This window comes from Methylobacterium sp. 174MFSha1.1 (assembly GCF_900116815.1).
Lineage (GTDB): Bacteria > Pseudomonadota > Alphaproteobacteria > Rhizobiales > Beijerinckiaceae > Methylobacterium.
In genome coordinates this window covers 165047-188676 of sequence record NZ_FPCB01000008.1, presented here as the reverse complement: position 1 = coordinate 188676, position 23630 = coordinate 165047, and the positions used below count along the sequence as shown (strand labels likewise).

The 23630-nt window shown below is 71.3% G+C and carries 28 protein-coding genes and 1 riboswitch; of the genes, 10 read left to right on the top strand and 18 right to left on the bottom strand.

Translation table 11 applies throughout. The annotated features are described in order from the left end of the window. The first annotated feature begins 41 nt into the window (after window positions 1-41). From BM430_RS07310 to BM430_RS07290, 5 genes are all read left to right on the top strand, one after another. Complete coding sequence (locus BM430_RS07310; RefSeq protein WP_093566582.1) at window positions 42-338, top strand: hypothetical protein; 297 nt, start codon at window positions 42-44, stop codon at window positions 336-338. 376 nt (window positions 339-714) lie between these two features. Beyond that, on the top strand, window positions 715-2862 hold the full coding sequence (locus BM430_RS07305; protein ID WP_093566581.1) for a sodium-translocating pyrophosphatase: 2148 nt from the start codon (window positions 715-717) through the stop codon (window positions 2860-2862). A 221-nt stretch (window positions 2863-3083) separates the two neighbouring features. Next, a complete protein-coding gene (locus tag BM430_RS07300) occupies window positions 3084-3836 on the top strand; it encodes a hypothetical protein (RefSeq protein ID WP_093566580.1) in 753 nt (250 codons plus the stop codon). Window positions 3837-3893: 57 nt separating this feature from the next. Beyond that, window positions 3894-4154 carry a type II toxin-antitoxin system HicA family toxin gene (locus BM430_RS07295; protein ID WP_093566579.1) on the top strand — a complete coding sequence of 87 codons (261 nt, stop codon included), beginning with the start codon at window positions 3894-3896 and terminating at the stop codon, window positions 4152-4154. Continuing rightward, a complete protein-coding gene (locus tag BM430_RS07290; RefSeq protein WP_177302965.1) occupies window positions 4151-4480 on the top strand; it encodes a type II toxin-antitoxin system HicB family antitoxin in 330 nt (109 codons plus the stop codon). The genes BM430_RS07295 and BM430_RS07290 overlap by 4 nt, the downstream gene beginning before the upstream one ends. Before the next feature lie 61 nt (window positions 4481-4541). Here the strand turns inward: BM430_RS07290 and BM430_RS07285 are convergent, their stop codons facing one another. Next, window positions 4542-5297 carry an SDR family NAD(P)-dependent oxidoreductase gene (locus tag BM430_RS07285; RefSeq protein ID WP_093566578.1) on the bottom strand — a complete coding sequence of 252 codons (756 nt, stop codon included), beginning with the start codon at window positions 5295-5297 and terminating at the stop codon, window positions 4542-4544. A gap of 98 nt (window positions 5298-5395) precedes the next feature. Between BM430_RS07285 and BM430_RS07280 the strand changes: the two genes are divergently transcribed. Beyond that, window positions 5396-6307 (top strand): LysR family transcriptional regulator, encoded by a 912-nt coding sequence (locus BM430_RS07280; RefSeq protein ID WP_093566577.1) that lies wholly within the window; start codon window positions 5396-5398, stop codon window positions 6305-6307. 17 nt (window positions 6308-6324) lie between these two features. Here BM430_RS07280 and BM430_RS07275 read toward each other — a convergent pair whose 3' ends face one another. From BM430_RS07275 to glyA, 5 genes are all read right to left on the bottom strand, one after another. Then, window positions 6325-6828 (bottom strand): helix-turn-helix domain-containing protein, encoded by a 504-nt coding sequence (locus BM430_RS07275; RefSeq protein WP_093566576.1) that lies wholly within the window; start codon window positions 6826-6828, stop codon window positions 6325-6327. Between the two features lie 276 nt (window positions 6829-7104). Then, window positions 7105-7749: a riboflavin synthase gene (locus BM430_RS07270; RefSeq protein ID WP_093566575.1), complete on the bottom strand. Its 645-nt coding sequence runs from the start codon at window positions 7747-7749 to the stop codon at window positions 7105-7107. Further along, on the bottom strand, window positions 7750-8835 hold the full coding sequence (ribD, locus tag BM430_RS07265; protein WP_093566669.1) for a bifunctional diaminohydroxyphosphoribosylaminopyrimidine deaminase/5-amino-6-(5-phosphoribosylamino)uracil reductase RibD: 1086 nt from the start codon (window positions 8833-8835) through the stop codon (window positions 7750-7752). Window positions 8836-8876: 41 nt separating this feature from the next. Next, complete coding sequence (gene nrdR / locus BM430_RS07260; RefSeq protein ID WP_093566574.1) at window positions 8877-9407, bottom strand: transcriptional regulator NrdR; 531 nt, start codon at window positions 9405-9407, stop codon at window positions 8877-8879. A 113-nt stretch (window positions 9408-9520) separates the two neighbouring features. Beyond that, window positions 9521-10822 (bottom strand): serine hydroxymethyltransferase, encoded by a 1302-nt coding sequence (gene glyA / locus BM430_RS07255; protein ID WP_093566573.1) that lies wholly within the window; start codon window positions 10820-10822, stop codon window positions 9521-9523. A 631-nt stretch (window positions 10823-11453) separates the two neighbouring features. Here glyA and BM430_RS07250 point away from each other — a divergent pair. Then, a complete protein-coding gene (locus tag BM430_RS07250) occupies window positions 11454-12281 on the top strand; it encodes an outer membrane protein (protein WP_093566572.1) in 828 nt (275 codons plus the stop codon). 43 nt (window positions 12282-12324) lie between these two features. Here the strand turns inward: BM430_RS07250 and BM430_RS07245 are convergent, their stop codons facing one another. Both BM430_RS07245 and BM430_RS07240 read right to left on the bottom strand, forming a co-directional pair. After that, window positions 12325-12537 carry a SlyX family protein gene (locus BM430_RS07245; RefSeq protein WP_093566571.1) on the bottom strand — a complete coding sequence of 71 codons (213 nt, stop codon included), beginning with the start codon at window positions 12535-12537 and terminating at the stop codon, window positions 12325-12327. 74 nt (window positions 12538-12611) lie between these two features. Next, on the bottom strand, window positions 12612-13901 hold the full coding sequence (locus tag BM430_RS07240; RefSeq protein ID WP_093566570.1) for a L,D-transpeptidase family protein: 1290 nt from the start codon (window positions 13899-13901) through the stop codon (window positions 12612-12614). 234 nt (window positions 13902-14135) lie between these two features. On the opposite strand from BM430_RS07240, the gene BM430_RS07235 reads away from it, so the two are divergent. Together BM430_RS07235 and BM430_RS07230 are read left to right on the top strand one after the other, a co-directional pair. Further along, on the top strand, window positions 14136-14552 hold the full coding sequence (locus BM430_RS07235) for a hypothetical protein (RefSeq protein WP_143131974.1): 417 nt from the start codon (window positions 14136-14138) through the stop codon (window positions 14550-14552). A 70-nt stretch (window positions 14553-14622) separates the two neighbouring features. Further along, complete coding sequence (locus tag BM430_RS07230) at window positions 14623-15597, top strand: DUF1775 domain-containing protein (RefSeq protein ID WP_093566568.1); 975 nt, start codon at window positions 14623-14625, stop codon at window positions 15595-15597. Window positions 15598-15871: 274 nt separating this feature from the next. On the opposite strand, the gene BM430_RS07225 is transcribed toward BM430_RS07230, so the two are convergent. Together BM430_RS07225 and BM430_RS07220 are read right to left on the bottom strand one after the other, a co-directional pair. Next, entirely contained in the window at window positions 15872-16201 is a 330-nt protein-coding gene (locus BM430_RS07225; protein WP_093566567.1) for a hypothetical protein, read from the bottom strand. Between the two features lie 249 nt (window positions 16202-16450). After that, entirely contained in the window at window positions 16451-16933 is a 483-nt protein-coding gene (locus BM430_RS07220; RefSeq protein WP_093566566.1) for an Lrp/AsnC family transcriptional regulator, read from the bottom strand. Between the two features lie 115 nt (window positions 16934-17048). Then, window positions 17049-17134, top strand: a riboswitch (ZMP/ZTP riboswitch). 23 nt (window positions 17135-17157) lie between these two features. Between BM430_RS07220 and BM430_RS07215 the strand changes: the two genes are divergently transcribed. Beyond that, window positions 17158-18459: a bifunctional folylpolyglutamate synthase/dihydrofolate synthase gene (locus BM430_RS07215; RefSeq protein ID WP_244539362.1), complete on the top strand. Its 1302-nt coding sequence runs from the start codon at window positions 17158-17160 to the stop codon at window positions 18457-18459. A 232-nt stretch (window positions 18460-18691) separates the two neighbouring features. Here the strand turns inward: BM430_RS07215 and BM430_RS07210 are convergent, their stop codons facing one another. The 8 genes from BM430_RS07210 to BM430_RS07180 form a co-directional block, all read right to left on the bottom strand. After that, entirely contained in the window at window positions 18692-19408 is a 717-nt protein-coding gene (locus tag BM430_RS07210; protein ID WP_093566565.1) for an LrgB family protein, read from the bottom strand. Next, window positions 19405-19776: a CidA/LrgA family protein gene (locus BM430_RS07205; protein WP_093566564.1), complete on the bottom strand. Its 372-nt coding sequence runs from the start codon at window positions 19774-19776 to the stop codon at window positions 19405-19407. The genes BM430_RS07210 and BM430_RS07205 overlap by 4 nt, the downstream gene beginning before the upstream one ends. Continuing rightward, window positions 19773-20525, bottom strand: coding sequence for a glutamine amidotransferase (locus BM430_RS07200; RefSeq protein WP_244539361.1), 753 nt, complete (start codon window positions 20523-20525; stop codon window positions 19773-19775). The genes BM430_RS07205 and BM430_RS07200 overlap by 4 nt, the downstream gene beginning before the upstream one ends. 6 nt (window positions 20526-20531) lie before the next feature. Beyond that, window positions 20532-21014: a tellurite resistance TerB family protein gene (locus BM430_RS07195; protein WP_093566563.1), complete on the bottom strand. Its 483-nt coding sequence runs from the start codon at window positions 21012-21014 to the stop codon at window positions 20532-20534. A 393-nt stretch (window positions 21015-21407) separates the two neighbouring features. After that, window positions 21408-21884 (bottom strand): protein phosphatase CheZ, encoded by a 477-nt coding sequence (locus BM430_RS07190; protein ID WP_244539360.1) that lies wholly within the window; start codon window positions 21882-21884, stop codon window positions 21408-21410. 243 nt (window positions 21885-22127) lie between these two features. Continuing rightward, on the bottom strand, window positions 22128-22259 hold the full coding sequence (locus tag BM430_RS35530; RefSeq protein ID WP_280142266.1) for a hypothetical protein: 132 nt from the start codon (window positions 22257-22259) through the stop codon (window positions 22128-22130). Between the two features lie 85 nt (window positions 22260-22344). Further along, on the bottom strand, window positions 22345-23055 hold the full coding sequence (locus BM430_RS07185) for an SDR family NAD(P)-dependent oxidoreductase (RefSeq protein ID WP_093566561.1): 711 nt from the start codon (window positions 23053-23055) through the stop codon (window positions 22345-22347). Between the two features lie 58 nt (window positions 23056-23113). Then, the gene (locus BM430_RS07180; protein ID WP_093566560.1) at window positions 23114-23524 is read right to left on the bottom strand and encodes a thiol-disulfide oxidoreductase DCC family protein; all 411 of its coding nucleotides are present in this window, start codon (window positions 23522-23524) and stop codon (window positions 23114-23116) included. Window positions 23525-23630: the final 106 nt, after the last annotated feature.

Genomic DNA, 23630 nt, shown 5'->3' with positions numbered 1-23630 from the left:
GGACGCACCCTCGGGCATTCCCGACAGGAGGTACCCGAGCCATGGGCGGAGACGCGCGGACGGAGGAGCAGGCGGCCGAGCGCCTGGCGCATCATCTCCTCCGGGAAGCCTATCGCGACCTCGCCGCGGTACTCCTGAGCGCCAATGCCAAGGCGGCCGAGAGCCTGTTCTACGCCGTCGAGAAGCGCACCGCGGACGCGCTCCGGACGCTCGTGGCGGACAAGAGCGAGGGGGCCGCCTCGACCCGCATCGCCCGCGCCGCCGGCGGCGAGCTCAACGCGCTGTTCGAGGCCGCGCATGGCCGCACCGGCATCCCGGCCTCGCGGCGGGTGGCCTGAGCGGCGCCAAGAGACGTCGCGCGGCGCCTCGCGCCGGATCCCTCCCCTCCCCGGCAACCTGCGACGGGCGAGCCTCGCGACGAATCCCGGCTCGCACGCCCAGCCTTTCGCCCACCGTCGTGTCCTGGACTGCCTGTGATCGCGCAGTGCTCCGGACACGATCCGAAGACGCAAAGGCCGGCGCCGAAAGTCTCACGCGGATGAAGCTTGGGAGCGTTTGCGCTCGGGTGGGAAGTTTGGCACGACTGGGGGTGCGGATCCGCGCCGGTGCGCGGGCCCGCTCAACAGGGAGGGAGCCCCGCTTCGCGCGGACACGGCCGCTCGCCATCTCGGCCGTCCGACGTCGCGGGAATGCCCGACAATCAAGGACGGTAGAATGACCGCACTCCTGCTCATCATCGTGGGCGGCCTCTGCGCCATTGCCTACGGCATCGTCACCATCAACGACGTCATGCGGCGCGATGCCGGCACGCAGCGCATGCAGGAGATCGCCGGCGCGATCGCCGAGGGCGCCCAGGCTTACCTGCGCCGCCAATACGCGACGATCGGGGTCGTCGGCGTGGTGCTGTTCGGGCTCCTCGCCTGGCTCCTCGGCCTCAAGGTCGCGATCGGCTTCCTGATCGGCGCGGTCCTGTCGGGCGTCGCCGGCTTCATCGGCATGAACGTCTCGGTCCGGGCCAACGTGCGCACCGCCCAGGCCGCGGCGCAGTCGCTCGGCGCCGGCCTCTCGGTGGCGTTCAAGTCCGGCGCCGTCACCGGCATGCTGGTGGCCGGCCTGGCGCTGCTGGGCGTGGCGCTCTACTACACCTACCTCACCCGCTTCGCCGGCCTGAACCCGTCGAGCCGCGAGGTGATCGACGCCCTCGTGGCCCTCGGCTTCGGCGCCTCCCTGATCTCGATCTTCGCCCGCCTCGGCGGCGGCATCTTCACCAAGGGCGCCGATGTCGGCGGCGACCTCGTCGGCAAGGTCGAGGCCGGCATCCCCGAGGACGATCCGCGCAACCCCGCCACCATCGCGGACAATGTCGGCGACAATGTCGGCGACTGCGCCGGCATGGCGGCCGACCTGTTCGAGACCTACGCGGTCACCCTCGTCGCCACGATGGTGCTGGCGGCGATCTTCTTTGCGGGCCAAGTCGACGTCGGCGGGCGCAACGTGCTCGAGACGATGCTGCTCTACCCGATGGCGATCGGGGCGGCCTGCATCGTCACCTCGATCATCGGCACGTTCTTCGTGCGGCTCGGCTCCAACCAGTCGATCATGGGGGCGCTCTACAAGGGGCTGATCGGCGCCGGCGCGCTCTCGATCGTGGCGATCGCGGGCCTCAACCTCGTCATGTTCGGCGGCTTCTCGACCCGCTTCACCACCACCGGCGGCGACAGCTTCACCTCGCTCAGCCTGTTCCTGTGCGCGGTGGCCGGCCTCGTCATCACGGCGCTGATCGTCGTCATCACCGAGTACTACACCGGCACCTCCTACCGGCCGGTCAAGTCGATCGCCCATTCCTCGGTCACCGGCCACGGCACCAACGTGATCCAGGGCCTGGCGATCTCGCTCGAATCGACCGCGCTCCCGGCGATCGTCATCGTCGCCGGCATCATCGTCACCTACTCCCTCGCCGGGCTGTTCGGCATCGCCATCGCGGTCACCGCCATGCTGGCGCTCGCCGGCGTCGTCGTCGCCCTCGACGCCTTCGGGCCGGTCACCGACAATGCCGGCGGCATCGCCGAGATGGCGGGCCTGCCGAAGGAAGTGCGCAAGTCCACCGACGCGCTCGACGCCGTCGGCAACACCACCAAGGCGGTCACCAAGGGCTACGCCATCGGCTCGGCGGGTCTCGGCGCCCTGGTGCTCTTCGCCGCCTACACCTCGGACCTGAACTACTTCATCAAGAACGCCTCGCCGACGCAGTACCGGTTCTTCCAGGGGGTCACGGTCGATTTCTCGCTGCAGAACCCCTACGTCGTCGTCGGCCTCTTGCTCGGCGGCCTGATCCCGTACCTGTTCGGCGGCATCGCCATGACGGCGGTGGGCCGCGCCGCCGGCGCGGTGGTCGAGGAGGTCCGCCGCCAGTTCCGCGAGAAGCCCGGCATCATGCAGGGGACAGAGCGGCCCGATTACGGCCGCGCCGTCGACATGCTGACCCGGGCGGCGATCAAGGAGATGGTGGTACCCTCGCTGCTGCCGGTGCTGTCGCCGGTGGTGCTGTTCTTCGTGATCCAGGCCATCGCCGGCAAGGGCCAGGCCTTCGCGGCGGTGGGCGCGATGCTGCTGGGCGTGATCCTCACCGGCCTCTACGTCGCGGTCTCGATGACGTCGGGCGGCGGCGCCTGGGACAACGCCAAGAAGTACATCGAGGACGGCCACCACGGCGGCAAGGGCTCCGACGCCCACAAGGCCGCGGTGACCGGCGACACCGTCGGCGACCCCTACAAGGACACCGCCGGCCCGGCGGTGAACCCGGCGATCAAGATCACCAACATCATCGCGCTGCTGCTGCTGGCGATCTTGGCGCATAGCTGAGGATCGCCGATCCAGTGCTCCGCTCGGCAATCCCGAAGCCCCGCATTGGACAACCTGAACCAGTCCCGGGCCGCTATCATCCGATGGCGGCCCGGCGGCCGTTGAGGACCGTCGTGTCCGGAGCCACTGCTCTGCCTCGTGCACGATCGCCCTGAAGGGTTTTTCGGACTCTTTTGAGCGGATCACCCAGGCCATCTTCCCGACGTCGGACGGAGGATGTCATGAAGACCGATGAGATCATCAAGCGGTTGGCGGCGATGCCGCCGCGAGCACCGAATGTTGCCGCAGTGCCGCCCCTTGAACTTGTGGCGATGATGATCCGGATGGGTCGAGGGCTTCGGCAATGGAAGAAGGAGACTCTGGCCGACTTCGCGCAAGTATCGCTCTCGACGGTCGAGCGAGCGGAGCGCGCTGAGCAGGTCGGCGCTGAGTGCCTCGACAGGATCGCGCGGGCGCTCGGCTATGAGCCCGGCGCCTTCACGAAATCCCGAGTGCCGATCTCTCGAGAGCAAGCGGCCAAAGAGCTCGTCGAGGAGTGGGGCCACTTGGAGCCGGTCGCAGTGCGCAAGTTCCAAACCCATCGGCAGGTCCGCATGATCGCCGCCACGCCAGCCTATCTGATCCACCGCCCCGAGCTCGGGTCGGACTACGATGGACAGGTTGAAGGACTGATCGAGTGGCTGGATCTCGCTTCCATGGTGATGGTCTCAGAGATTATCGGCAGCGGAGAGCCGGTCCATCGACGAGAATTCTATGGCCGGGTGCTCGCGGCGGTCGATGAGTTCCGGTGCCGAGGCGTGACCGTGCTCGTCGGCGTCATGGATGCCCCATTGCCGGGCATCCATGACTGGAAGGTCGCCATCATCTCCCTGACGCGGAAGCTGTCGGACCCCGGCGCTTCGAAGCGGCGCACCCTCTTCGTGGACCGGCGCTCGGTGCAACCGAGGCCCGGGTGCCTGCCGCATTCGGCCTGAGCGCCTGTGGCTGTTTGCGAGCGGATCCTTGTTGGTAAACGGAAGGCCGGGTACGATATGAACCTCAGCGGGAAGCATCGCACGACGCTGCAAACCGTGTTCGCCGACCCGGTTCGGGCCAACATCGATTGGGTCGATATCGAGGCCCTCTTCGTCGCCTGCGGCGGGGAGGTGCAGGAAGGTCGGGGATCGCGGGTGCGAGTCGTCCTGTCGGGCGTCCGCGCCGTGTTTCATCGGCCCCATCCGCAGAAGGAAACGGATCGCGGTGCCGTGAAATCGGTTCGGCGCTTCCTGCTCGAAGCGGGTATCGAACCATGACCATCATGCACCATGGCCCCTATCAAGCGATCGTCGAGTACGACGACGGGGCTGGGCTCTTTCATGGCGAAGTCGTCAATCTGCGCGACGTAATCACCTTTCAGGGAAGATCCGTCGACGAATTGAAACAAGCGCTCGCCGAGAGCGTCGACGACTACATCGAATTCTGCCGCGCCCGGGGGGAAGAACCGGAGGAGCCGTTCTCCGGGCATCTCGTGGTGCGCGTCGATCCCAAAACTCACAAGGCGGCGGCCAGTGCGGCGCAGCGTGCCGGGATCAGCTTGGAGACCTGGGTGGCGCGCACCCTCGATGCGGCGACGGCATAAGTGACGTCTCAAGGCCGCCCGGCGAACTGGACAGCCCCGCCCCTGTCCGTGCCGCGGGCGATCACACCTGCGCCTGCCCGCCATCCACGAACAGCTCGATCCCGTTGACGAAGCTCGCATCGTCCGAGGCCAGGAACAACGCCGCCCGGGCGATTTCGTCCGGCTCGCCGACCCGGCCCATGGGGATCTGCGCGGCGAGGTGATCCAGCAGGCCCTGCTGCCGGGCCGCGTCCGGCCCGGCGAGGTCGACGAGGCCGGGCGTGCGGGTCGCGCCGGGGCTCAGCGTGTTCACCCGGATGCCGCGGCCCTTCAGGTCGAGGATCCAGTTGCGGGCGAGCGCCCGCACCGCCGCCTTCGAGGCGGCGTAGACGCTGAAGGCCGGCGTCCCCTCCGTGCCCGCCGTCGAGCCGGTGAGGATCACCGAGGCGCCGGGCGCGAGCAGCGGCAGCGCCGTCTGCACCGTGAACAGCACGCCCTTCACGTTGCGGCCGAACGTGTCGTCGAACTGCGCCTCCGTGATCTCGCCGAGCGGCAGCATCGAGCCGCCGCCGGCATTGGCGAACAGCACGTCGATGCGGCCGGCCTCCGCCCGCACCTGCGCAACGAGCCGGTCGAGGTCGGCGAGCTTCGAGGTGTCGGCCTGCACGCCGGTGGCCGCGGGGCCGATCGCCGCCACGGCCGCGTCGAGCTCCGCCCGGCGCCGGCCGGCGACGAAGACCCGGGCGCCCTCCTGCGCGAAGAGCCGGGCGGTCGCCAGACCGATGCCGCTGGTGCCGCCGGTCACCACGGCGACCTTGTCGGTGAGCTTGCCTGTCATGGTCCGTGTCTCCCGTTCGGGTGCGTGGGCGGGACCATGGACCGACGTTAGCGCTTGCGATACGGCAACACGCGCAAACCATCGTTGCAGATCTGTCGATGTCGAAGCTGCCGGATTTCGAGGGTCTCGCCCTCTTCGCCAAGGTCGCGGAGGAGCGCTCCTTCGCGGGCGCCGCCCGGGAAGCGGGCGTGTCGGTCGCCACCGTGTCCCGGGCGGTGGGCCGGCTGGAGGCGCGCCTGGGCGGGCGGCTCGTCAACCGCAGCTCGCGCCGGCTGGCGCTGACCGCTTTGGGCGAGCAGGTGGTCGCGGGCGCCGCCCGGTCCTTCCGCGAGGCGCAAGAGGCGGAGGATGCGGCGCGCGACCTGTCGCGCCGGCCGCGCGGCACGGTGCGGCTCGCGGTGCCGATGTCGTTCGGCCTGCGCTGGGTCGCGCCCCTGCTGCCGGAGCTGCTGCGCCTCTACCCGGAGCTCGTCGTCGACCTGCATCTCTCGGACGCGACGGTCGACCTCGTCGGCGAGGGGTTCGATGCGGGCTTGCGGATCGCGGCCCTGCCGGATTCGAGCCTCGTGGCGCGGCGGATCCGGCCCGTCTCGGCCCTCGTCGTGGCGGCGCCCGCCTATCTGGCGCGCCACGGCCGGCCGGAGCATCCGAAGAGCTTGAGGCCGGATCACTGCCTCGGCTACGCCTACCGCGCCCGGCGCGGCATCTGGCACTTCACCGGGCCGGAGGGCGAGCAGGCGAGCGTCGTCCCCGCCGGTCCCCTGCGGGTGACGAATGCCGACGCCCTGCTGCCGGTGCTGCTCGACGGGCTCGGCGTGGCCGAACTCCCGGACTTCATCGCCGCCGAGTATCTCGCCGACGGGCGCCTGGAGGCGTTGCTGCCGGGCTGGCACCTGCCGGGCGGCGCGCTCTCCTTCGTCACGCCGAGTGCAGAGGCGCGGCCGGCGAAGGTCGAGGCCCTGGCCGAGTTCTTCGCCGCGCGGCTCTCCCGTACGGGCTCAGGGGCGTAAACAACGGCGTCTCGCGGTCAGCCCGCCTCGGCCAGAGCCCGACGTGCTTCCTCGGGCAGCTTCTGGATCACCCGCAGATAGCTGCGGGCCGCGGTGTCGGGCGTCGCTCGGCCGGCCTCCCAATCAGCGACGGCGTCGCGATCGAGGCCGTAGCGGAGAACGAAATCGTCGAGAGACAGGCCGAGCCGGCTCCGCAAGCTTCGCACATCTACCGGAGGCTGGGGGTCGAGTGCCGCGATTACGCCGCTGCCGGCCAATTCCTGGGCGAGACTGGCTGGATCTTCGATCCTGGAGAGAGGAATGACGGCTCGGCCGTCCTGCAGCATCGCCTCCAGCGCGCGCTTGGCCTGCAACATCGACGCGCCGCGCCGACACAGCGAGAGCGCCGCCGAGACCGTCTTAACCGTCGTCAGATCCGGATGAGGCTGCAGAACGAAGGCGCCGGGTGAACCGGAGGGGACGCGGTCGATGGCCTGGATTGGCCCCAGTCGTGCGAACCGCTCCTTCAACGATGAGTTCATCGCAGTCCATCTCCCGCAGGAACATCTCTGCCAGCAGACGCAAGGCAGCCGGCCCGATCTCGTTCGCCCCGAAGCCCACCCCATGCATGTGGACGCGCTCGGCAAAGAACGTCCGTCCCACGATCCTCGGTTCCGCCGTCACGAGCAGCGTTCCGATCGGCGTGACGACTTCGACCGTGCCGACTGGATCGGCACAGGCGTCGTCGAGCAACCGAAAGCTGACCGCATCGGCAGACCACATCCTGTCACGAGTCCGCCGCGCGATCACCCCCGTGGTCAGCCCACCTCGACCGCCGCCCGCGCCTCCGTCAACCGGGCCGCGTAGCGGGCGATCAGGTCGACTTCGAGGTTGAGCCTGTCCCCGACCCGGCGCTCGCCCCAGGTGGTGACGGCGAGGGTGTGGGGGATCAGCAGCACCGTGAAGGTGTCGCCCGTAACGCCGTTGACGGTAAGCGAGGTGCCGTCGAGGCAGACCGAGCCCTTCTCGGCGATGAACCGCGACAGGGCGGACGGCGCCCGCAGCACGAAGCGCTCGCTCGGCGCCCAGACGTCGCCGGCTTGGCCGGTGACCGGCTCGCGGGCGACGATCTCGGCCAGTCCGTCGACATGGCCGGTGACGAGGTGGCCGCCGAGTTCGTCGCCGATCTTCAGCGAGCGCTCCAGGTTGACCCGGGTGCCGGGGACCCACGCCCCGACGGTGGTGCGGGCCAGGGTCTCGGCGGCGGCATCGACCTCGAAGGTGCAGCCGCCCGCGCGCGGCGTCACCGTCACGGCGGTGAGGCAGGGGCCCGCGCAGGCGATCGAGGCGCCGATCAGGATGCCGGCGGGATCGTAGGCGCAGTCAATGGCGATGCGCTTGAGCTTGGAATCGCCGGAGACCGCGGCGACGCGGCCGACATCCGAGACGAGGCCGGTGAACATCTACGGACTCCGTACGTGGCAGGTGAAGAGATCGGTGCCGATCCGGATGTCCTCGGCGATCCTGAACTCCGGGGAGGCGAGGCGCGCGGCGAGGTGCGGGCCGACCGCCGGCAGGCCGGGCTGGCCGAGGACGCAGTCGCCGGTGACGAGCAGGCACTCGTCGACGAGGTCCTCGCGGGCGAGCGCGTCGGCCAGCGTCGGCCCGCCTTCCGAGCAGACCCGGGTCAGGCCGCGGGCGCCGAGGAAGCGCAGGGCGGCGGCCAAGTCGATGCGCCCGTCCGCCGTGACCGGCACCCTCTGCACCTCGGCGCCGGCGGCGCTCAAGGCCTCCGCCGCCACCTCGGAGCCGTGCGGCCCGGCGAGGATCAGCGTCGGGACGGTGACGCTGGTGCGCACCAGGCCGGCAGTGGGCGGCGTGCGCAGGCAGGGGTCGAGGACGACCCGCAGCGGCGAGCGCGCCGCCATCCCGGGCAGGCGCACGGTGAGCTGGGGATCGTCCGCCAGCACCGTGCCGACGCCGACCATGATCGCGTCGCAATGCGCCCGCTGCAGGTGGATCTCGGCATTGGCCCGGGGCCCGCTGATCATCAGCCGCCCCTCCCCGCCCGCCGCATAGCCGTCGGCGGTGCGGGCGAGCTTGAGGAAGACGGCGGGCCGCCCGAGGGTGATCCGGCTCACGTGCCCGCGCTGGTCGCGCGCGGCCTCAGCGCCCATGAGCCCGACCGAGACGGCGATGCCGGCCGCGTCCAGCCGCGCATGGCCGCGCCCGGCGACCCGCGGATCGGGATCGTCCATCGCGCTCACCACCCGGGCGACGCCGGACGCGATGGTGGCGTCGGCGCAAGGGCTGGTGCGGCCGTGATGCGAGCAGGGTTCGAGGGTCACGTAGAGGGTCGCGCCGCGGGCGGCCTCGCCGGCCGCCGCCAGGGCCACCCGCTCGGCATGCGGCCGGCCGCCGGGTTGCGTCACGCCCTGGGCCAGGATGCGCTCGGCACCCGGCGGACCGCCGACCAGCACCGCGCCGACGGACGGGTTGGGCCAGGCCTGGCCGAGATGGCGCCGGCCGAGCGCCAGGGCGAGGCGCATGTAGCGCCGGTCGACCTCGTCCCGGGTGATATCCCGGGCGCTCACGACGCGCGGCTCCGCGGCCGTCGGGCCGGCGGCGCCTCCTCCGGCGGGGCGGCCTCGTCGGCCGTCGCCTGGGCCGCGCCGGCGGCGAGGTGGCCGAGAAGCTCCTCGAAGTCGCGGGCCTCGCGAAAGTTCTTGTAGACCGAGGCGAAGCGCACGTAGGCGACGTCGTCGAGGCCCTTCAGCCCCTCCATCACCGCCTCGCCGATCGCCTCGCTGGTCACCTCGGCCTCGCCGGTGCTCTCGAGCCGGCGGGTGATGCCGCTGACCAGCCGCTCGATCCGCTCCGACTCGACCGGGCGCTTGCGGAGCGCGGTCTCGACCGAGCGCTGGAGCTTGTCGCGGTCGAACGGCACCTTGCGGCCCGAGCGCTTGACGACGACGAGCTCGCGCAGCTGCACCCGCTCGAAGGTGGTGAAGCGGCCGCCGCAATCCGAGCACGTGCGCCGGCGGCGGATCGCCGAGCTGTCGTCGCTCGGCCGGGAATCCTTCACCTGCGTGTCGAGGCCGCCGCAATAGGGGCACCGCATCGGCCGCCCGTTCCTCTGTATACGAAAAAGGGCCGGCCCCGTGCGGGACCGGCCCCGGAAGGGGCGTGTTCTAGAGTGCTCCCGGCGGATAGGAAAGCCGGGAGAGCGCCGGATCAGCCGTAGATCGGGAACCGGTCGGTGAGGGCATGCACCTCGCGCTTGGCAGCCTCCTCGGCGCCCGCATCCCCCGCCTCGCCGGCGCGGTGCAGGCCGTCGAGCACCTGCACGATCAGCTCGCCGACCTTCTTGAACTCGGCGACGCCGAAGCCGCGGGAGGTCGCGGCCGGGGTGCCGAGCCGGATGCCGGAGGTGATGGTCGGCTTCTGGGGATCGAACGGCACGCCGTTCTTGTTGCAGGTGATGCCGGCGCGGCTGAGCGCGGCTTCCGCCGCCTTGCCGGTCAGCTCCTTGGCGCGCAGGTCCACCAGCATCAGGTGGTTGTCGGTGCCGCCGGACGTGATGTCGTAGCCGCCCGAGATGATGGTGTCGGCGAGCGCGCGGGCGTTCTCGACCACCTGCCGGGCGTAAGTCTTGAACTCCGGCCGCAGCGCCTCGCCGAAGGCCACCGCCTTGCCGGCGATGACGTGCATCAAGGGACCGCCCTGGAGGCCGGGGAAGATCGCCGAGTTGAGCTTCTTCGCCAGGGACTCGTCGTTGGTCAGGATCATGCCGCCGCGCGGGCCGCGCAGGGTCTTGTGGGTGGTGGTGGTGACGACGTGGGCGTGCGGGAACGGCGACGGGTGCGCGCCGCCCGCGACCAGGCCAGCGAAGTGGGCCATGTCGACGAAGAACACCGCGCCGACGCTGTCGGCGATCTCGCGGAACTTGGCGAAGTCCCAGTGGCGCGGATAGCCCGAGCCGCCCGCGATGATCACCTTCGGCTTGTGCTCCTGGGCCAGGCGCTCGACCTGCTCCATGTCGATGCGCTGGTCCTCGCGGCGCACGGTGTAGGAGACCGGCTTGAACCACTTGCCCGAGACGTTCGGCGGCGCGCCGTGGGTGAGGTGGCCGCCCGCCGCGAGGTCGAGCCCGAGGAAGGTGTCGCCCGGCTGCATGGTGGCCATGAACACGGCCTGGTTCGCCTGGGAGCCGGAATTCGGCTGCACGTTGGCGAAGTCGCACCCGAACAAGCGCTTGGCGCGCTCGATGGCGAGGTTCTCGGCGATGTCGACGAACTCGCAGCCGCCGTAATAGCGTCGGCCCGGATAGCCCTCGGCGTACTTGTTGGTCAGCACCGACCCTTGCGCCTCGAGCACGGCGCGCGAGACGATGTTCTCCGAGGCGATCAGCTCGATCTCGTGCTGCTGGCGACCGAGTTCCTTGGCGACGGCGCCGGCGAGTTCCGGATCGGCATCTTCCAGCGACGCGGAGAAGAACGAGTTGGACCGGGAAGTGGCGGCGGTGCCCACGCTCATGATGGCCTCGGGGTTCGTCGGGAGCCGCCCGGCCGGAGCGCCGGTGCGGAAGTCGATGATCGGGATCGGCCGGCTTCTACACGCGGGCGGCGCGAGAGTCCAAGCAGGAGTCCGGCGCCTGGACCCGGACCTTCCGTCGCGTCCGCGTCCAGGCCTCGGACCTCGCATCGGGTCGATCAATGCCAGTGACCGGTCCGTCGGGGCCGATCCGCATCCAATGTGAATTTGAAACGCCCGGATGAAAACTCAAAAATATTAAAGGCGCCCTTGATGAAAATTCACGGCCGGCCGGACGCCTCCCTACACCGATCCGGCTCGGGACATGCCGGACCGAGTCGGCCGATGGGCGTCGCGGGATCAGTCGCACAGATCAGCGCCGGCGTCTCCTAACCGAGGATAGGCACTTCCAACAAGATCTGCGCTTTAATCCAAACTCACGTAAATTTTATCACCAGTCTTGCTCGTGCGAAAATCCGTGTCGGGCAGGACACGCGGCGCGAGAAACAGAAGCGATACGAGCCATGAGCACGGCGGAAACACGGCACCGTGTCCCGGCGGTCCTTGGCAGCGCAAAGACGTGGCCGCACAGATCGTCCGCGTTTTGATCGCACGAGAGGGGAAACCGCGTTTCATGCTCAAGTCGTTGCTCACCGCGGGCGCCACCGTCGCCCTGTCCGTCGGCGCCGCGTCCGCCGCCGACCTTCCCCGGCGCGCCGCGCCGCCGCCGGTCTTCACGCCGGTGCCGGTCTTCACCTGGACCGGGGCCTATTTCGGCATCAACGCCGGCTACGCCTACACCGAGGCCGACCGGGTGAGCACCGTCGGCATCGGGGCGCTCCAGGCCAACGTCACGAACGGGCTGCGCCGCGCGAGCGTGCCGCTGGCGCAGGACGGTTTCACCGCCGGCGGCCAGGTCGGCTACAATTACCAGTTCACGCCCGGCTCCGGCATCGTCGTCGGCCTCGAAGCCGACGCGGCCTATACCGACCTGAACCGCCGCCGCACCGAGTCGATCTTCCTGCCGGCGTTCAACCCGAACCAGCTGACCAACACCTACCGGGCCGATCTCAGCTTCCTCGGCACGGTGCGGGGCCGGATCGGCTACGCCTTCGACCGGTTCCTGGTCTATGGCACCGGCGGCTTCGCCTACGGCGACGTGACCCAGACGGTCGCCTTCCGCACCGGTGTACCGCAGACGTATTTCGGCAACCGCTCGCGGATCGAGACCGGCTACGCCTATGGCGGCGGCGTCGAGTACGCCATGCCGACCGACTCGTTCCTGAACGTCTTCAAGTCGAACGCCGTGACGGTGAAGGTCGAGTACCTGCGCTACGACCTCGGCAGCCGCAACCTGCTGGTCGCCTCGACCGGCGGCCCGGGCGTCGGCTACCTCTCCCGCTTCCGCACCGAGGGCAGCCTGGTTCGCGCCGGCCTGAACTTCAAGTTCGGCACGTTCTGATCTCCGGTCCGCCCCGGACCGCGAGGCCCGGGGCGGTCGTGCTTCAGTAATGCGGCGGAGGCGGCTCGTCGCCGGCCTCGGCCGGCCGCTCGGCCATCTCGCGCACCCGCTCGCGTAGCGCCGCGACGTGCCGCGTCAGGGCGTCGATGGCGCTCCACTGCTCGGTGACGATGCGGTTGAGGTCCTCGATCGTCGCGTCCTGGTGGGCGATGCGGGCCTCCAGCGCGTCGAGGCGGGTGTCGGGATCGGGGGTCATGACGGGGTCCACTCACGCGAAAACGGCCCGGGCTCGCGCCCGGGCCGTCGTCAGATCAGGTCGCGACGCGGCGATCAGTTGGTCTGGTCGTCGTCGGCGTCGGGGTTGAAGTTGCGCGGGCCGGCGGCGGCGGCGGCCATCGAGGCGGTCGGCGCGCCGGCGCCGTCGCGCTTGTAGATGTCGTCGCGGAACTGCACGAGGCCGTCCGGGGTCGACCAGGCGGTGATGTAGGTCCAGTAGACCGGGATCGGCGCCAGCGGCCGGGCATCGACCCGCTGGCCGCCCTGGATGATCGCCTCGATCGTGTCCGGGTTGGCGTTCGGGGTGCCCTGGAGGATCCAGGACACGTAGTCGCGCACGTTCTGCACGCGGACGCAGCCCGACGAGACGAAGCGGAAATCGTCGCCGAAGATGCCCTTGGCCGGCGTGTCGTGCATGTACACGCCGTGCGGGTTCGGGATGTTAATCCGCACGAAGCCCATCGAGTTCAGGTCGACGCCCGGATCCTGGCGGAAGCGGTAGCGGGTCGCCTCGTCGGAATTCCAGTTGACCTGCGACGGCGGGATCTCGCGGTCGCCGTTGAAGATGCGGATCTTGTTGTCCGTCAGGTAGGACGGATCCTTCTGCATCTTCGGGATCAGGTCCTTCTTGATGATCGAGGCCGGCACCGTCCAGTAGGGGTTGAAGTTCACCTCCTGGATCTTGGCGTTCATGATCGGCGACTGGCGGTCGATCTTGCCGACGCCGGCGGCGTGGCGGGTCGCGACGTGGTCGCCCTCGACCGTCTCGACGAGGGCCGCCGGGATGTTGACGATGACGTAGCGCTCGCCGAGATTGCCCGAATAGGAGCGCAGGCGCACCGCGTTCAGCTCGAGCTGGCGCAGCCGCACGTCGGCCGGCACGTTCATCGCCTGCACGGTGGTGACGTTCATCGAGCCGGTCTGGTTCAGGCCGTGGCGGGCCTGGAACCGGCGCACGCCGGCCTCGACGTAGGAATCATAGACCGGCGAGGAGCCGGCGGCCGGGTCGAGGTCGCCGGAGGCGATCAGGCGCTGGCGCAGGGACGTCACCGCCGGGCTCTTCGAGCCCACGCGCAGGCGCTCGGCGCCCGACACCGACTGCCAGCCGCCGCGGGCCACGATGTCGCGGTAGCGCTCGACCATCTGCTCGGTCGCCGCCAGGGTCTGGGGCGAGAGGATCGGCGTGTTGGAGCGCTGCACCCGCATCGTCGCGGCGGAATCGTAGTTCTGCGCCCACTCGGCCTGGGCCAGCGACCCGCCCCGATCCTGCGCCAGGGCCGGAAGGGCGGCCGCGGCCAGGAGAGCCAGGCCGAGCGAACCGGTGAGGGAAACGCGTGTCAGCATGGGAAATCTGCTCTCGAACCTGTGACGCGGGACGCCTGACCGCGGCAGACCTTCTGGCTGCCGTGTTGCGCCCCATTCTATGGCCCGTGACGGTGCCGGGATGCGGTTAAGACACTATGAGGAGCGGGCCAGATTGTGGCACCGGGCGGGCGCTGCTGTGGAGCCGCGAGCTGGGCTGTGGACTGCGGTAATTGTGCAACGCGCCGCGCGGGCCACCGTAGGGGTGTCGGGGACGTGGCGAAGCCGGGCCGCCTCGGCTATGTCTGGCGGATGAGCGGAAGCGGGCAGGCACAGGGCGGGACGAGGGCGCGCTGGCGCGGGATCGCCGCCGTGCTGTCGCTCTACGGGCTGCTGCTGCAGGCCTTCCTCGCCGGCCTCGCCCCGGCGCCGGTCGCGGCGGGCGGCGGCCTCCTGTGCCAGTCGCACCAGGTCCCGGCGGATCAGGCTCCGTCGGGCAAGGCGCCGCTCGTCCATGCCCATGCCTGCTGCACGGTCGCCTGCCAGGCCTACCCGGCCCCGCCGGCCCCGGCGACGGCGACGGCCTGGCCACCCCGGGCGGCCGTCGTCCTGTCCTGGGCGGTCGCGGCGGCGGACGCAGGCTGCGCGGCGCCGGCCCGGCCGGCCTCCGCCCGCGGTCCGCCCGCGGCGTGACGATCCGGCTCGTCGCGCCGGTCCCCTCGACCTCACGCCTCCCCTCTCTGCTTCATCCGGACCCGACATCATGACGTTTTCGCTCCGCGCCGGCCTCGCCGCCGCCCTCTCCCTGGCTGCCGCGCCCGCCCTCGCCCACGCGGTCCTCGCCGTGACGCAGGCGAGCCCGAACCAGACCTATCGCGGCGTGGTCCAGATCGGCCACGGCTGCGACGGCAAGGCGACCACCGGCCTCACCGTCACGATCCCCGACGGGGTGATCGCGGCGAAGCCCATGCCGAAGGCCGGCTGGGAACTCAGCACCGAGAAGGGGCCGTATGCCCGTGCCTATCCGTCCTATCACGGCACCGTCTCGGAGGGCGTGAAGACGATCACCTGGAAGGGCGGGTCCCTGCCCGACGACTTCTACGACGAGTTCGTGTTCCAGGCCCGCCTCACCGATGCGGTCGCGCCCGGCGGCACGGTCTACTTCCCGGTGCGCCAGGATTGCGACGGCACGGTCGTCGACTGGCGCGAGGTGCCGGCCGCCGGCCAGTCGGCCCGCGACCTGAAGACTCCGGCCCCGGGCGTGCGCATCGTGGCGGCGGCAGCGGCAGCGGCTCCTGCCGCAACCGCCGCGCCGTCGTCGATCAAGGCCGGCGACCTCACCATCGAGGCGCCGTGGATCCGCGCCACGCCCGGCGGCGCCAAGGTGGCGGGCGGCTACCTGCAGGTCACCAATACCGGCAAGGAGCCCGACCGGCTGGTCGCGGCCTCGATCCCCCTCGCGGGCCGGGGCGAGGTGCACCAGATGGCGATGGACAAGGGCGTGGCGAAGATGGCCCCGGTGGAAGCCGGCCTCGTCATCAAGCCCGGCGAGACCGTGGTGCTCAAGCCCGGCGGCTACCACCTGATGTTCATGGACCTGACCGGCCCGGTGAAGGCGGGCGAGCCCATCGCGGGCACCCTCACCTTCGCCCGCGCCGGCACCGTGGCGGTGCGCTTCGCGGTCGGTGCCATCGGCGCGTCGGCGCCGGAGGCCGGGGGCGGGCACCAGCATCATTGACGGGTCGGGGCGGCGACCGTTCGCGGTCGCCGCCTGGTCTTCCTTGGTCGTCGTCCGAACCAATCAACGGCTCAACGTCATCCCGGGGCTCGCCGAAAGGCGAGAACCCAGGATCCATAACCGCCGACGGTCCAGGATGAAGCGGAACGTGTCGCGCTGGGTTCTATAGCGTCGGCGGATATGGATCCCGGGTTCCGCTGCGCGGCCCCGGGATGACGCGGAGGGTTTCAGTCGCGTCGAACCAGCAAAGTGGCTTGATCACGACTTCGTCCGCTCACCCCCGATCCAGCCCCGCAGCGGCGAGCAGCGCCTGATCGGGTCCGTCGCTGCCGGCCGACAGCGCCTCGCGCAGGTCGGCCTCGCGGGCGTAGATCGTCACGTCGCAGACGTCGTGCGCCGGATCGTCCCCGAGATGCAGGCAGGTTCGGATCACGTAGCGTTTGTCCGGGGTGCGGTAGAGCGTCTGCGTGACCGGGACGGGATCGCCGGGCCGGCTTGTCGCCCGGGCGACCGGGACGGCGAACAGGCTCACCGGATCCGGCCGGCCCTCCGGCCTTCCGGCGAGCGGACGCGGCTCGGGGTCGTGTCGATCCGGCATGGTCATTCTGCAGCCTCCGGCAATCGAGTGGGGCAATATCGGCGATGATACACCCCAGAGTCAGCGATCTGGCGACAAAATATCAACTTGCAGTTTCAGCTGCAGATAGCTGCGCGCCCCATGAACTCTCGTCGACCGGGCAACGATAGCGGAAGAGCCCGTCCGCCGCCCGCCATTTTTGGGGCAGGCCGGCGCGAGACCCAGACCTTTACAGTAAAGTGCCGGCGGCCCGGTCGTCTCCGGCGGACGCTGCGGTCACGCCTCGGGCGCCGTCCCGTCGAGGGGGGCGATCGGCTCGTCCTTGATCTGGTCGAGGGCGAGCGCGGTACGCACCGTGCGCACGTTGGGCAGGCCGGTGAGGTGGCCGACGAGCTGCTGGAAGGCGCCGAGATTCGGCGCGACGCATTTGAGCAGGAAGTCGGTCTCGCCCGAGAGCGTCCAGCATTCCCGCACCATCGGCCAGTCGCGCATCTCGGCCGCGAAGGCGGCGAGTTCCGCCTGGCCTTGCGCGGCGAGCTGCACCATGGCGAAGCACACCACCTCGTAGCCCAGCGCCTTCGGCTCCAGCAGGGCGCGGTAGCCGCGGATGATGCCGGCCTCCTCCAGGGCGCGCACCCGGCGCAGGCAGGGCGGCGCCGACAGGCCGACGCGCCGGGCCAGCTCCACGTTGGTGATGGAGCCGTCGGCCTGCAGCTCCCGGAGGATCGCCCAGTCGATGGCGTCGAGGCGGGCGGGCAAGGGAGCGGGCGATCCTGGCGGGCGAGGGGTCGGTCCCGGTGAGTAGCCGCCCGCCGGGGCCGGCACAAGGTGACGCAGCGGCGGTTGCCCGGCGCCGGCCCGTCTCTTATGGGGGGCTGTCCCGCGTGACTGGCGAGGTTCAAGGTGGTCCAACCACCGGGGAGCGCGGGACGTCAGCCGCCGCTCGCCTGGGCACCCTCCCCGCACCGACCGACGGGTGACCCATGACGCCGATGCCCACCGACACGCCCCTGCCCGCGATCCTCGACCGCCTCGACCGCCTGACCGACTGGGAGAAGCGGCCCCGGGGCGGGATGCGGGTCGGGCTCGACCCGATGCGCGACCTGCTGGCCCGGCTCGGCGCGCCGCATGCGCGCCTGCGGGTGGTCCATGTCGGCGGCACCAAGGGCAAGGGCTCGGTCTGCGCGCTCATCGAGGCCGGGCTGATGCGGGCGGGCCTGCGGGTCGGGCGCTACGCCTCGCCCCACGTCGAATCGGTCACCGAACGGGTCTGCCTCCAGGGCCGGCCGGTGGAGGAGGCGCGCCTCGCCCACGCGCTCGCCCGCGCCCTCGACGCCCACGAGGCGGCGCGCCGCGACGACACGGCGGGCCGGGACGCGACCTGGTTCGACGTGCTCACCGCCGCGGCGCTCGCGATCTTCGGCGAAGCCGGGCTCGACTGGGCGGTGATCGAGGTCGGGCTCGGCGGGCGCCTCGACTCGACCAACGCGGTGGAGAGCGAGGTCGCGGTCGTCACCAACGTGGCGCTGGAGCATACCGAGATCTTAGGGGGCACCCGCGCGGCCATCGCCGCCGAGAAGGTCGGCATCCTCAAGCCCGGCGCGGTGCTCGTCACCACGCTGCCCGCCGACGACGAGGCCGGGGCGGTCGCGGCCGCCCGCGCCGCCGCCCTCGGTTGTCCGGTGCTGCGGCCGGTGGTCCCCGCCGGCGCCTCGATCGAGGAGGAGAACGCCGCGCTCGCCGGCCTCGTCCTCGACCATCTCGGCGGAACCGGGTCGCGCGGCCGCGACGGAGCGCCCCTGCGGGCGGGCCTTCTCGACGCCGAGGCCCGCGCGGGCGCCTGCCTGCCGGGGCGGCTCGAGCGCCGGCGCATCTCGACCGCGGCCGGCGTCGTGCCGGTGGTGCTCGACGGGGCGCACGTGCCGTTCAACCTCGCGGCGGTGCTGCGCGACCTCGGACGGGCGCCCGATCTCGCCGGTCCCTGCCTCGCCCTGGTGGCTCTCGCCGGCGACAAGGACGCGGCCGGCTTCCTCGCGGTGCTGGCCCGGCACGGGGCGAGCGTGGTCGCGACCGAGATGCCGGAGCGGCGCGGGCATCCGGCCGCCACCCTCCGGGCGCTCGCCGCGGCGGAAGGGATGGAGGCCGAGGCGGTGGCCGACCCGGGCGCCGCCCTCACCCGGGCCGCGGACCTCGCCGCGCGGCGCGGCGGCTGGCTGCTGGTGACCGGCTCGCTCCATCTCGTCGGGGCGTTGCGGGCGGCGACGGGGGCGGTTGCGCGGGCCTGAAAGGCCTTCAGGCTGTCAATTCGGGACAAGTGTCCGACAACGGTCCCGACCCACAGGGTCATCCCGGGGCCGCGCAGCGGAGCCCGGGATCCAGAACCGCGGATGGTCCAGGATCTAGCGGAATGCTCTCCGCCTCTTCCTGTACAACCTGAGCGTATGGATTCCGGGCTCCGCTACGCGGCCCCGGAATGACGAGGGAGGATGGAATCTCCACCGGCTATTTCGACGAACCCTACCGCAGCAAAGCCAGCGCCAGCGGCACCAGCACCGCCGTCAGGAAAGCGTTGAGCCCCATGGCGATGCCCGCGAAGGTGCCGGCGACCTCGCTGACCTGGAAGGCGCGGGCGGTGCCGATGCCGTGGGCGGCGAGCCCCGCCGCGAAGCCGCGGGCGCGGTAATCCTTCATGCCCAGCCGGTCGAGGAGCGGCGTCACCACGATGGCGCCGAGGATGCCGGTGAGGATCACCAGCACGGCGGTCAGCGTCGGGTCGCCGCCGAGCGCCGAGGTGATGCCCATGGCGACGCTGGCGGTGACGGATTTCGGCGCCAGCGCGATAAGGATCGCATCCGGCACGCCGAGGAGCTTCGCCGTGCCGATGCCGGTGATGAGGGCGACCGTGGAGCCGACCACGAGGGCGGCCAGCATCGGCACCAGCACCCGGGTCACGGTCTTGCGGTGCTCGTAGAGCGGGATCGCCAGCGCCACCGTGGCGGGGCCGAGCAGGAAGTGCACGAACTGCGCGCCCTCGAAGTAGACGGCGTAGGGCGTGCGGGTGACGATCAGCACCAGGCCGACCATCCAGATCGCGTGCAGCACGGGGTTCGCCAGCGGGTGGCGGCCGGTGGCGGCGGAGATCCGGTCGGCGACGACGTAGGCGGTGAGCGTGACGGTGAGCCACAGGAGCGGCGTGCGCGACAGGAACACCCAGAGGGCGAAGTCCCCCGTCACCGCCCGGTCCGCCGCGCGACATAGGCGAAGGTGTAGACCGTGGCGATCAGCGCCAGCACCGTCGAGACCACCAGCGCCGCCGCGAGCGCGAGGCCGTGGGCGGCCAGCACGTCGAGCCGGCCGATCACCCCGGCGCCCGCCGGCACGAAGAGCAGCGAGAGATGGGCGAGCAGCCCCTTGCCGGTGCGCTCCAGCGTGCCGTCGGTGAGCGGCGCCGGCAGCCCGCCGGGGCGCCGGTCACGCAAGGTGAGCACCCCGAGGAGCAGCGCCATGCCGAGGACCGGGCCCGGCACCGGCAGGGCGAAGGTGCGGGCGAGGATCTCGCCGGCGAGCTGGCAGAGCAGCAGCAGCGTCAGGCTGAGGATCATGTCGTCGCTGGAACCCCCGCCCCCGCCAGCCAATGGTCGAGGAAGGCGTCGAGCCAGGCCACCACGCGGCCGTCATGCATCAGCCGGCCCTCGATCTGCCGCGCCCGGTCCTGCGCGCCGGGCAGGCGCAGGCGCTCGGCGGCCCGCACGGTCCAGCGGCAGATCATCGCGTGGGTGACCTCGGGGTGGAACTGGAGGCCGAAGGCCGCCGGCCCGACCCGGATCGCCTGGGTCGGAAAGTCGTCGCCGGTGGCGAGCGTGTCGGCGCCGGCCGGGCAGGTGAAGCCCTCCCGGTGCCAGTGATAGACGTGGGACGGCCAGGGCTGGCCGATCTCGCCTTCGAAGTCGCGCCCCGCCGCGGTCGGCAGGAGCGGATAGTAGCCGATCTCGGCCTTGCCGTCGGGATGGGCGCAGACCGTGGCGCCGAGGCACTTCGCCAGCATCTGCGCGCCGAGGCACAGGCCGAGGAAGGGCCGCTCCTCGCGCAGAGGCACCTGGATCCAGTCGATCTCCCGCCGCACGAAGTCGTCGCCGTCATTGGCGCTCATCGGCCCGCCGAAGATCACCGCGCCGGCATGGTCCCGCATCGTCTCCGGCAGGGGATCGCCGAAGCGGGGGCGGCGGATGTCGAGGAGATGGCCGCGCTCCTGGAGCAGCCGGCCGAGGCGGCCGGGGGTGGATTGCTCCTGGTGCAGGACCAGCAGCACGGGCTTCCGCCCGGATTGCGGCATCACGAAGGGGCTGACCATCGCCGGTTACCGGACCGGGACCTGCGGCAGCGGCAGCCCCGCCAGGGCGACCGCCCGGGTGGCGGTGATCGCGGCGTCGTCGAAGCCGAGAAGCTGGCCGACACGCCAGACGAGGTCGTCCTCGAATTCATGCACCTGCCCGTCGGCGGCAGCGACCGCCCAGGCGAGGCCGAGGAGCCCGCGCCGCTCCTCCTCCGGCACGTCGCGGCCGATCATCTCGACGAGTTCGGCCACGTCGCGGGTCTCGTCGTCGAAGCCGATGGCCCGCTCGATCAGCGCCCGCGCCCGCGCCTCGTCGGGGGCGAAGCGGTGGGTGAGGAGGCGCGCGAGCCGGTCGCGCTCCACCGCGGCCAGCGTGCCGTCGACCCGGGCGACGTGGACGAGCAGGGCCACGGCGGCGAGGTGCTGCTCCGCCTCCGGGTCGGGCGGCGTGGCGGGCGCGCCGAACATCTCGGCGGCATAGGCGCGAAGGCGGGCGATCAGGGGCATCGGGGAGATGTGGGCGGGAATTTTGGATTGTGCAATGCATGGTCCGGAATCGGCGGCCCAGCGTCAAGCGCTCCGGGCGCCGGGGCGGCGCCCCGAGCCCTGCATCCGCCTTCTGCACAGGCCGTCGCCCGTCATTCTCGCCGGCGCGGCGGGTGTGCCCCGACGGGGTCAGGCGGCCGCCCGCACCGTGCGGCCGAACCTGCGGGTCCACAGCCCGCCACCCGGTCCGGTCATGGACGGACGACCCGCGCATCCTGGCGGGATGCAGCAGAGACTCTGGCCGGTGCCGGTACGAGGCGAAGCCGCACTCTCGACAACTCCCGAAGCCTGTCCGCTTCGATCGATGGTCTTCGTCCCATCCACGCCCTCACCCTGAGGTGCGACCGCGACCCCTTACGGGAACATCGCGTCGACGGCGTCCTGCGAGACCGCGGCGGCGCCGGGAAGCGCGGGGCCGTTGAGGAGGGAATCCTCGCCCTGGCGCCGCTCCGCGGCCGGCTTCGACGGCGAGGCCGAGCTGGACCACAGCCGCATCATCTCGGCGACCCGCTCCTCGACGAGGACGATGGTCCGCACGACCTTCGCGATCCGCTGGCCGGTCAGGTCCTGGAAGTTGCAGGCCTCGAAGATCGTCTGCATCTGGGCTTGGATCGCCAGGGCGTCGTCCCGGGTCGCGTCGTCTCCGGTGCGCCGGGCGATTCCGCCGGCCAGCGCGTCGACCGTCTCCGAGGCCGTGAGGATCGTGTCGGTGGCCTGCTCGGTGCCGCGCACGACGGCGTTCAGCTCGTCGCGGGTGCGCCCGGCATCCTGCTCCTCGCGGATCTCGGCGATCTCCTGCCGCGTCCGGGCGATCGCCTCGGAGATCGCCAATACGTGACTCTGCAGGAGAGCGGTGCTGTCTTCGAGCGATCCGAATTTCGCCGTGCCGCTATTCATGATTCCGGGACGCTATACGCTATGGTGACGCCGCCCACGGTAACCGGCCGGAATTAAACCTTTACAAAAATCGGGATCGGCAGCGCACCGCGACCGGGCGAAGCCGACCGCTAACGGTGATCCGGCCGGAAGCCGACGGGCGATGCCCGCGGGCACGCCCGGCCGGTGCGGCGGCGATCAGATCAGGTAGACGGTGCCGTGCAGCCCGAACACCTTCGGGCAGTTGGCCGCGTCGACCAGGGCCTGGGCGGCCGCGAGGTCGATGTTGCGCTCGGTCGCCAGTTCGGCGACGGTTTTCCAGACTGGCATTGCGCTCTCCGTCAGGGATTTCATTCTGGGACAAGCGCGCGAGCCCGCCGTTGGTTGCACGCGGCGCGACCGCCGGGCCCTCGCCTCAGGGCGGGACCGGCTGCCCGTCCCAGGCGAAGACCCCACCGGACTCACCGATCCGCAACCCGTCCAGGACCCGCATGAGATGGGCGGCGCTCTCCTCCGGCGCGAACAGGCCGGGCCCCGGATCCGGGCGGAACGGCCGGGACAGGGCCGTCTGCACCGTCCCGGGATGGAGGCCGGCCACGATCAGCTCCGGATGGGTGCGCGCCGTCTCGACGGCCAGCGTGCGCAGGACCTGGTTCAGGGCCGCCTTCGAGGCCCGGTAGGCGTACCATCCCCCCAGGCGGTTGTCGCCGATCGAGCCGACCCGCGCCGAGAGGGCGGAAAAGACGCTGCGCCCCTTGCGCGGCATCAGCGGCACGAGGTGCTTGGCGAGGAGTGCCGGGCCGATCGCGTTGACGGCCATCACGGCGGCCATCGCGGCCGGATCGAGCGCCCGGATCGCCTTCTCGGGGGAGACGCCCGGCCCGTGCAGGATCCCGCTCGCGACGATGACGAGGCCGACCGGCCCTGCCTCGCCGATCGTCCGCGCCGCGGCCGCGATGGATTCCTCGTCGGTCACGTCGACGGGCAGGGACCGCACGGGATCCGGCTGCGACGCGGGCGCGCGCGACAGGGCGAACACCGTCTCATGCGCCCCGCATGCGGCGAGCGCCGCCACGAGGGCGCCCCCGATTCCGCCCGAGGCGCCGACGACGACCGCGCTGCTCATGCGACACCTTCCTGAGAGGGGACGAGGCACCCGCGCGGTACTCCGCCGGATCCGGGCCTCACGCCGAATTCCGCAGAACGCCGCCGCGGCTCAAGCCGCGCGCCAGGTGCGGCCGCAGCGGGAGAAAGAGGCGGTAGGCCGCCTCGGCGAGGAGCAGCACGGGACGGAAGCCGAAGATCCGGACCTCGACGAGCCGGCCGAGCCAGCGCCAGGCCGGCAGACGGCGCCACAGATGCGCGAAGGCGGCCGCGCCGGACACCAGGCGCCCATCCGCCTCGCGCACGTGGAACCGCGCCTGCGCGGCGGCCCGGTCGAGCCCCGGGCCGAGGGACGCGTCGTCGCGCACCGTCGCGAGATCGACGAAGCGCACCCGCTCGGCCCCGGCACAGCCCCGGTAATGCCCGATCTCGGTCCGGCAGAGCGGGCAGGCCCCATCGTAGTAGACGGTCAGATCGTCCGGCACGCTCACCCTCCCGCCGCTGCCGCAAGGTTCACCTCGATCGAGATGGGCGCGCGGGGAGGTTCGTCAGGATGGGCCGGACGCGCGATAAGGTCGCGCCGCAGGATGATCGGCC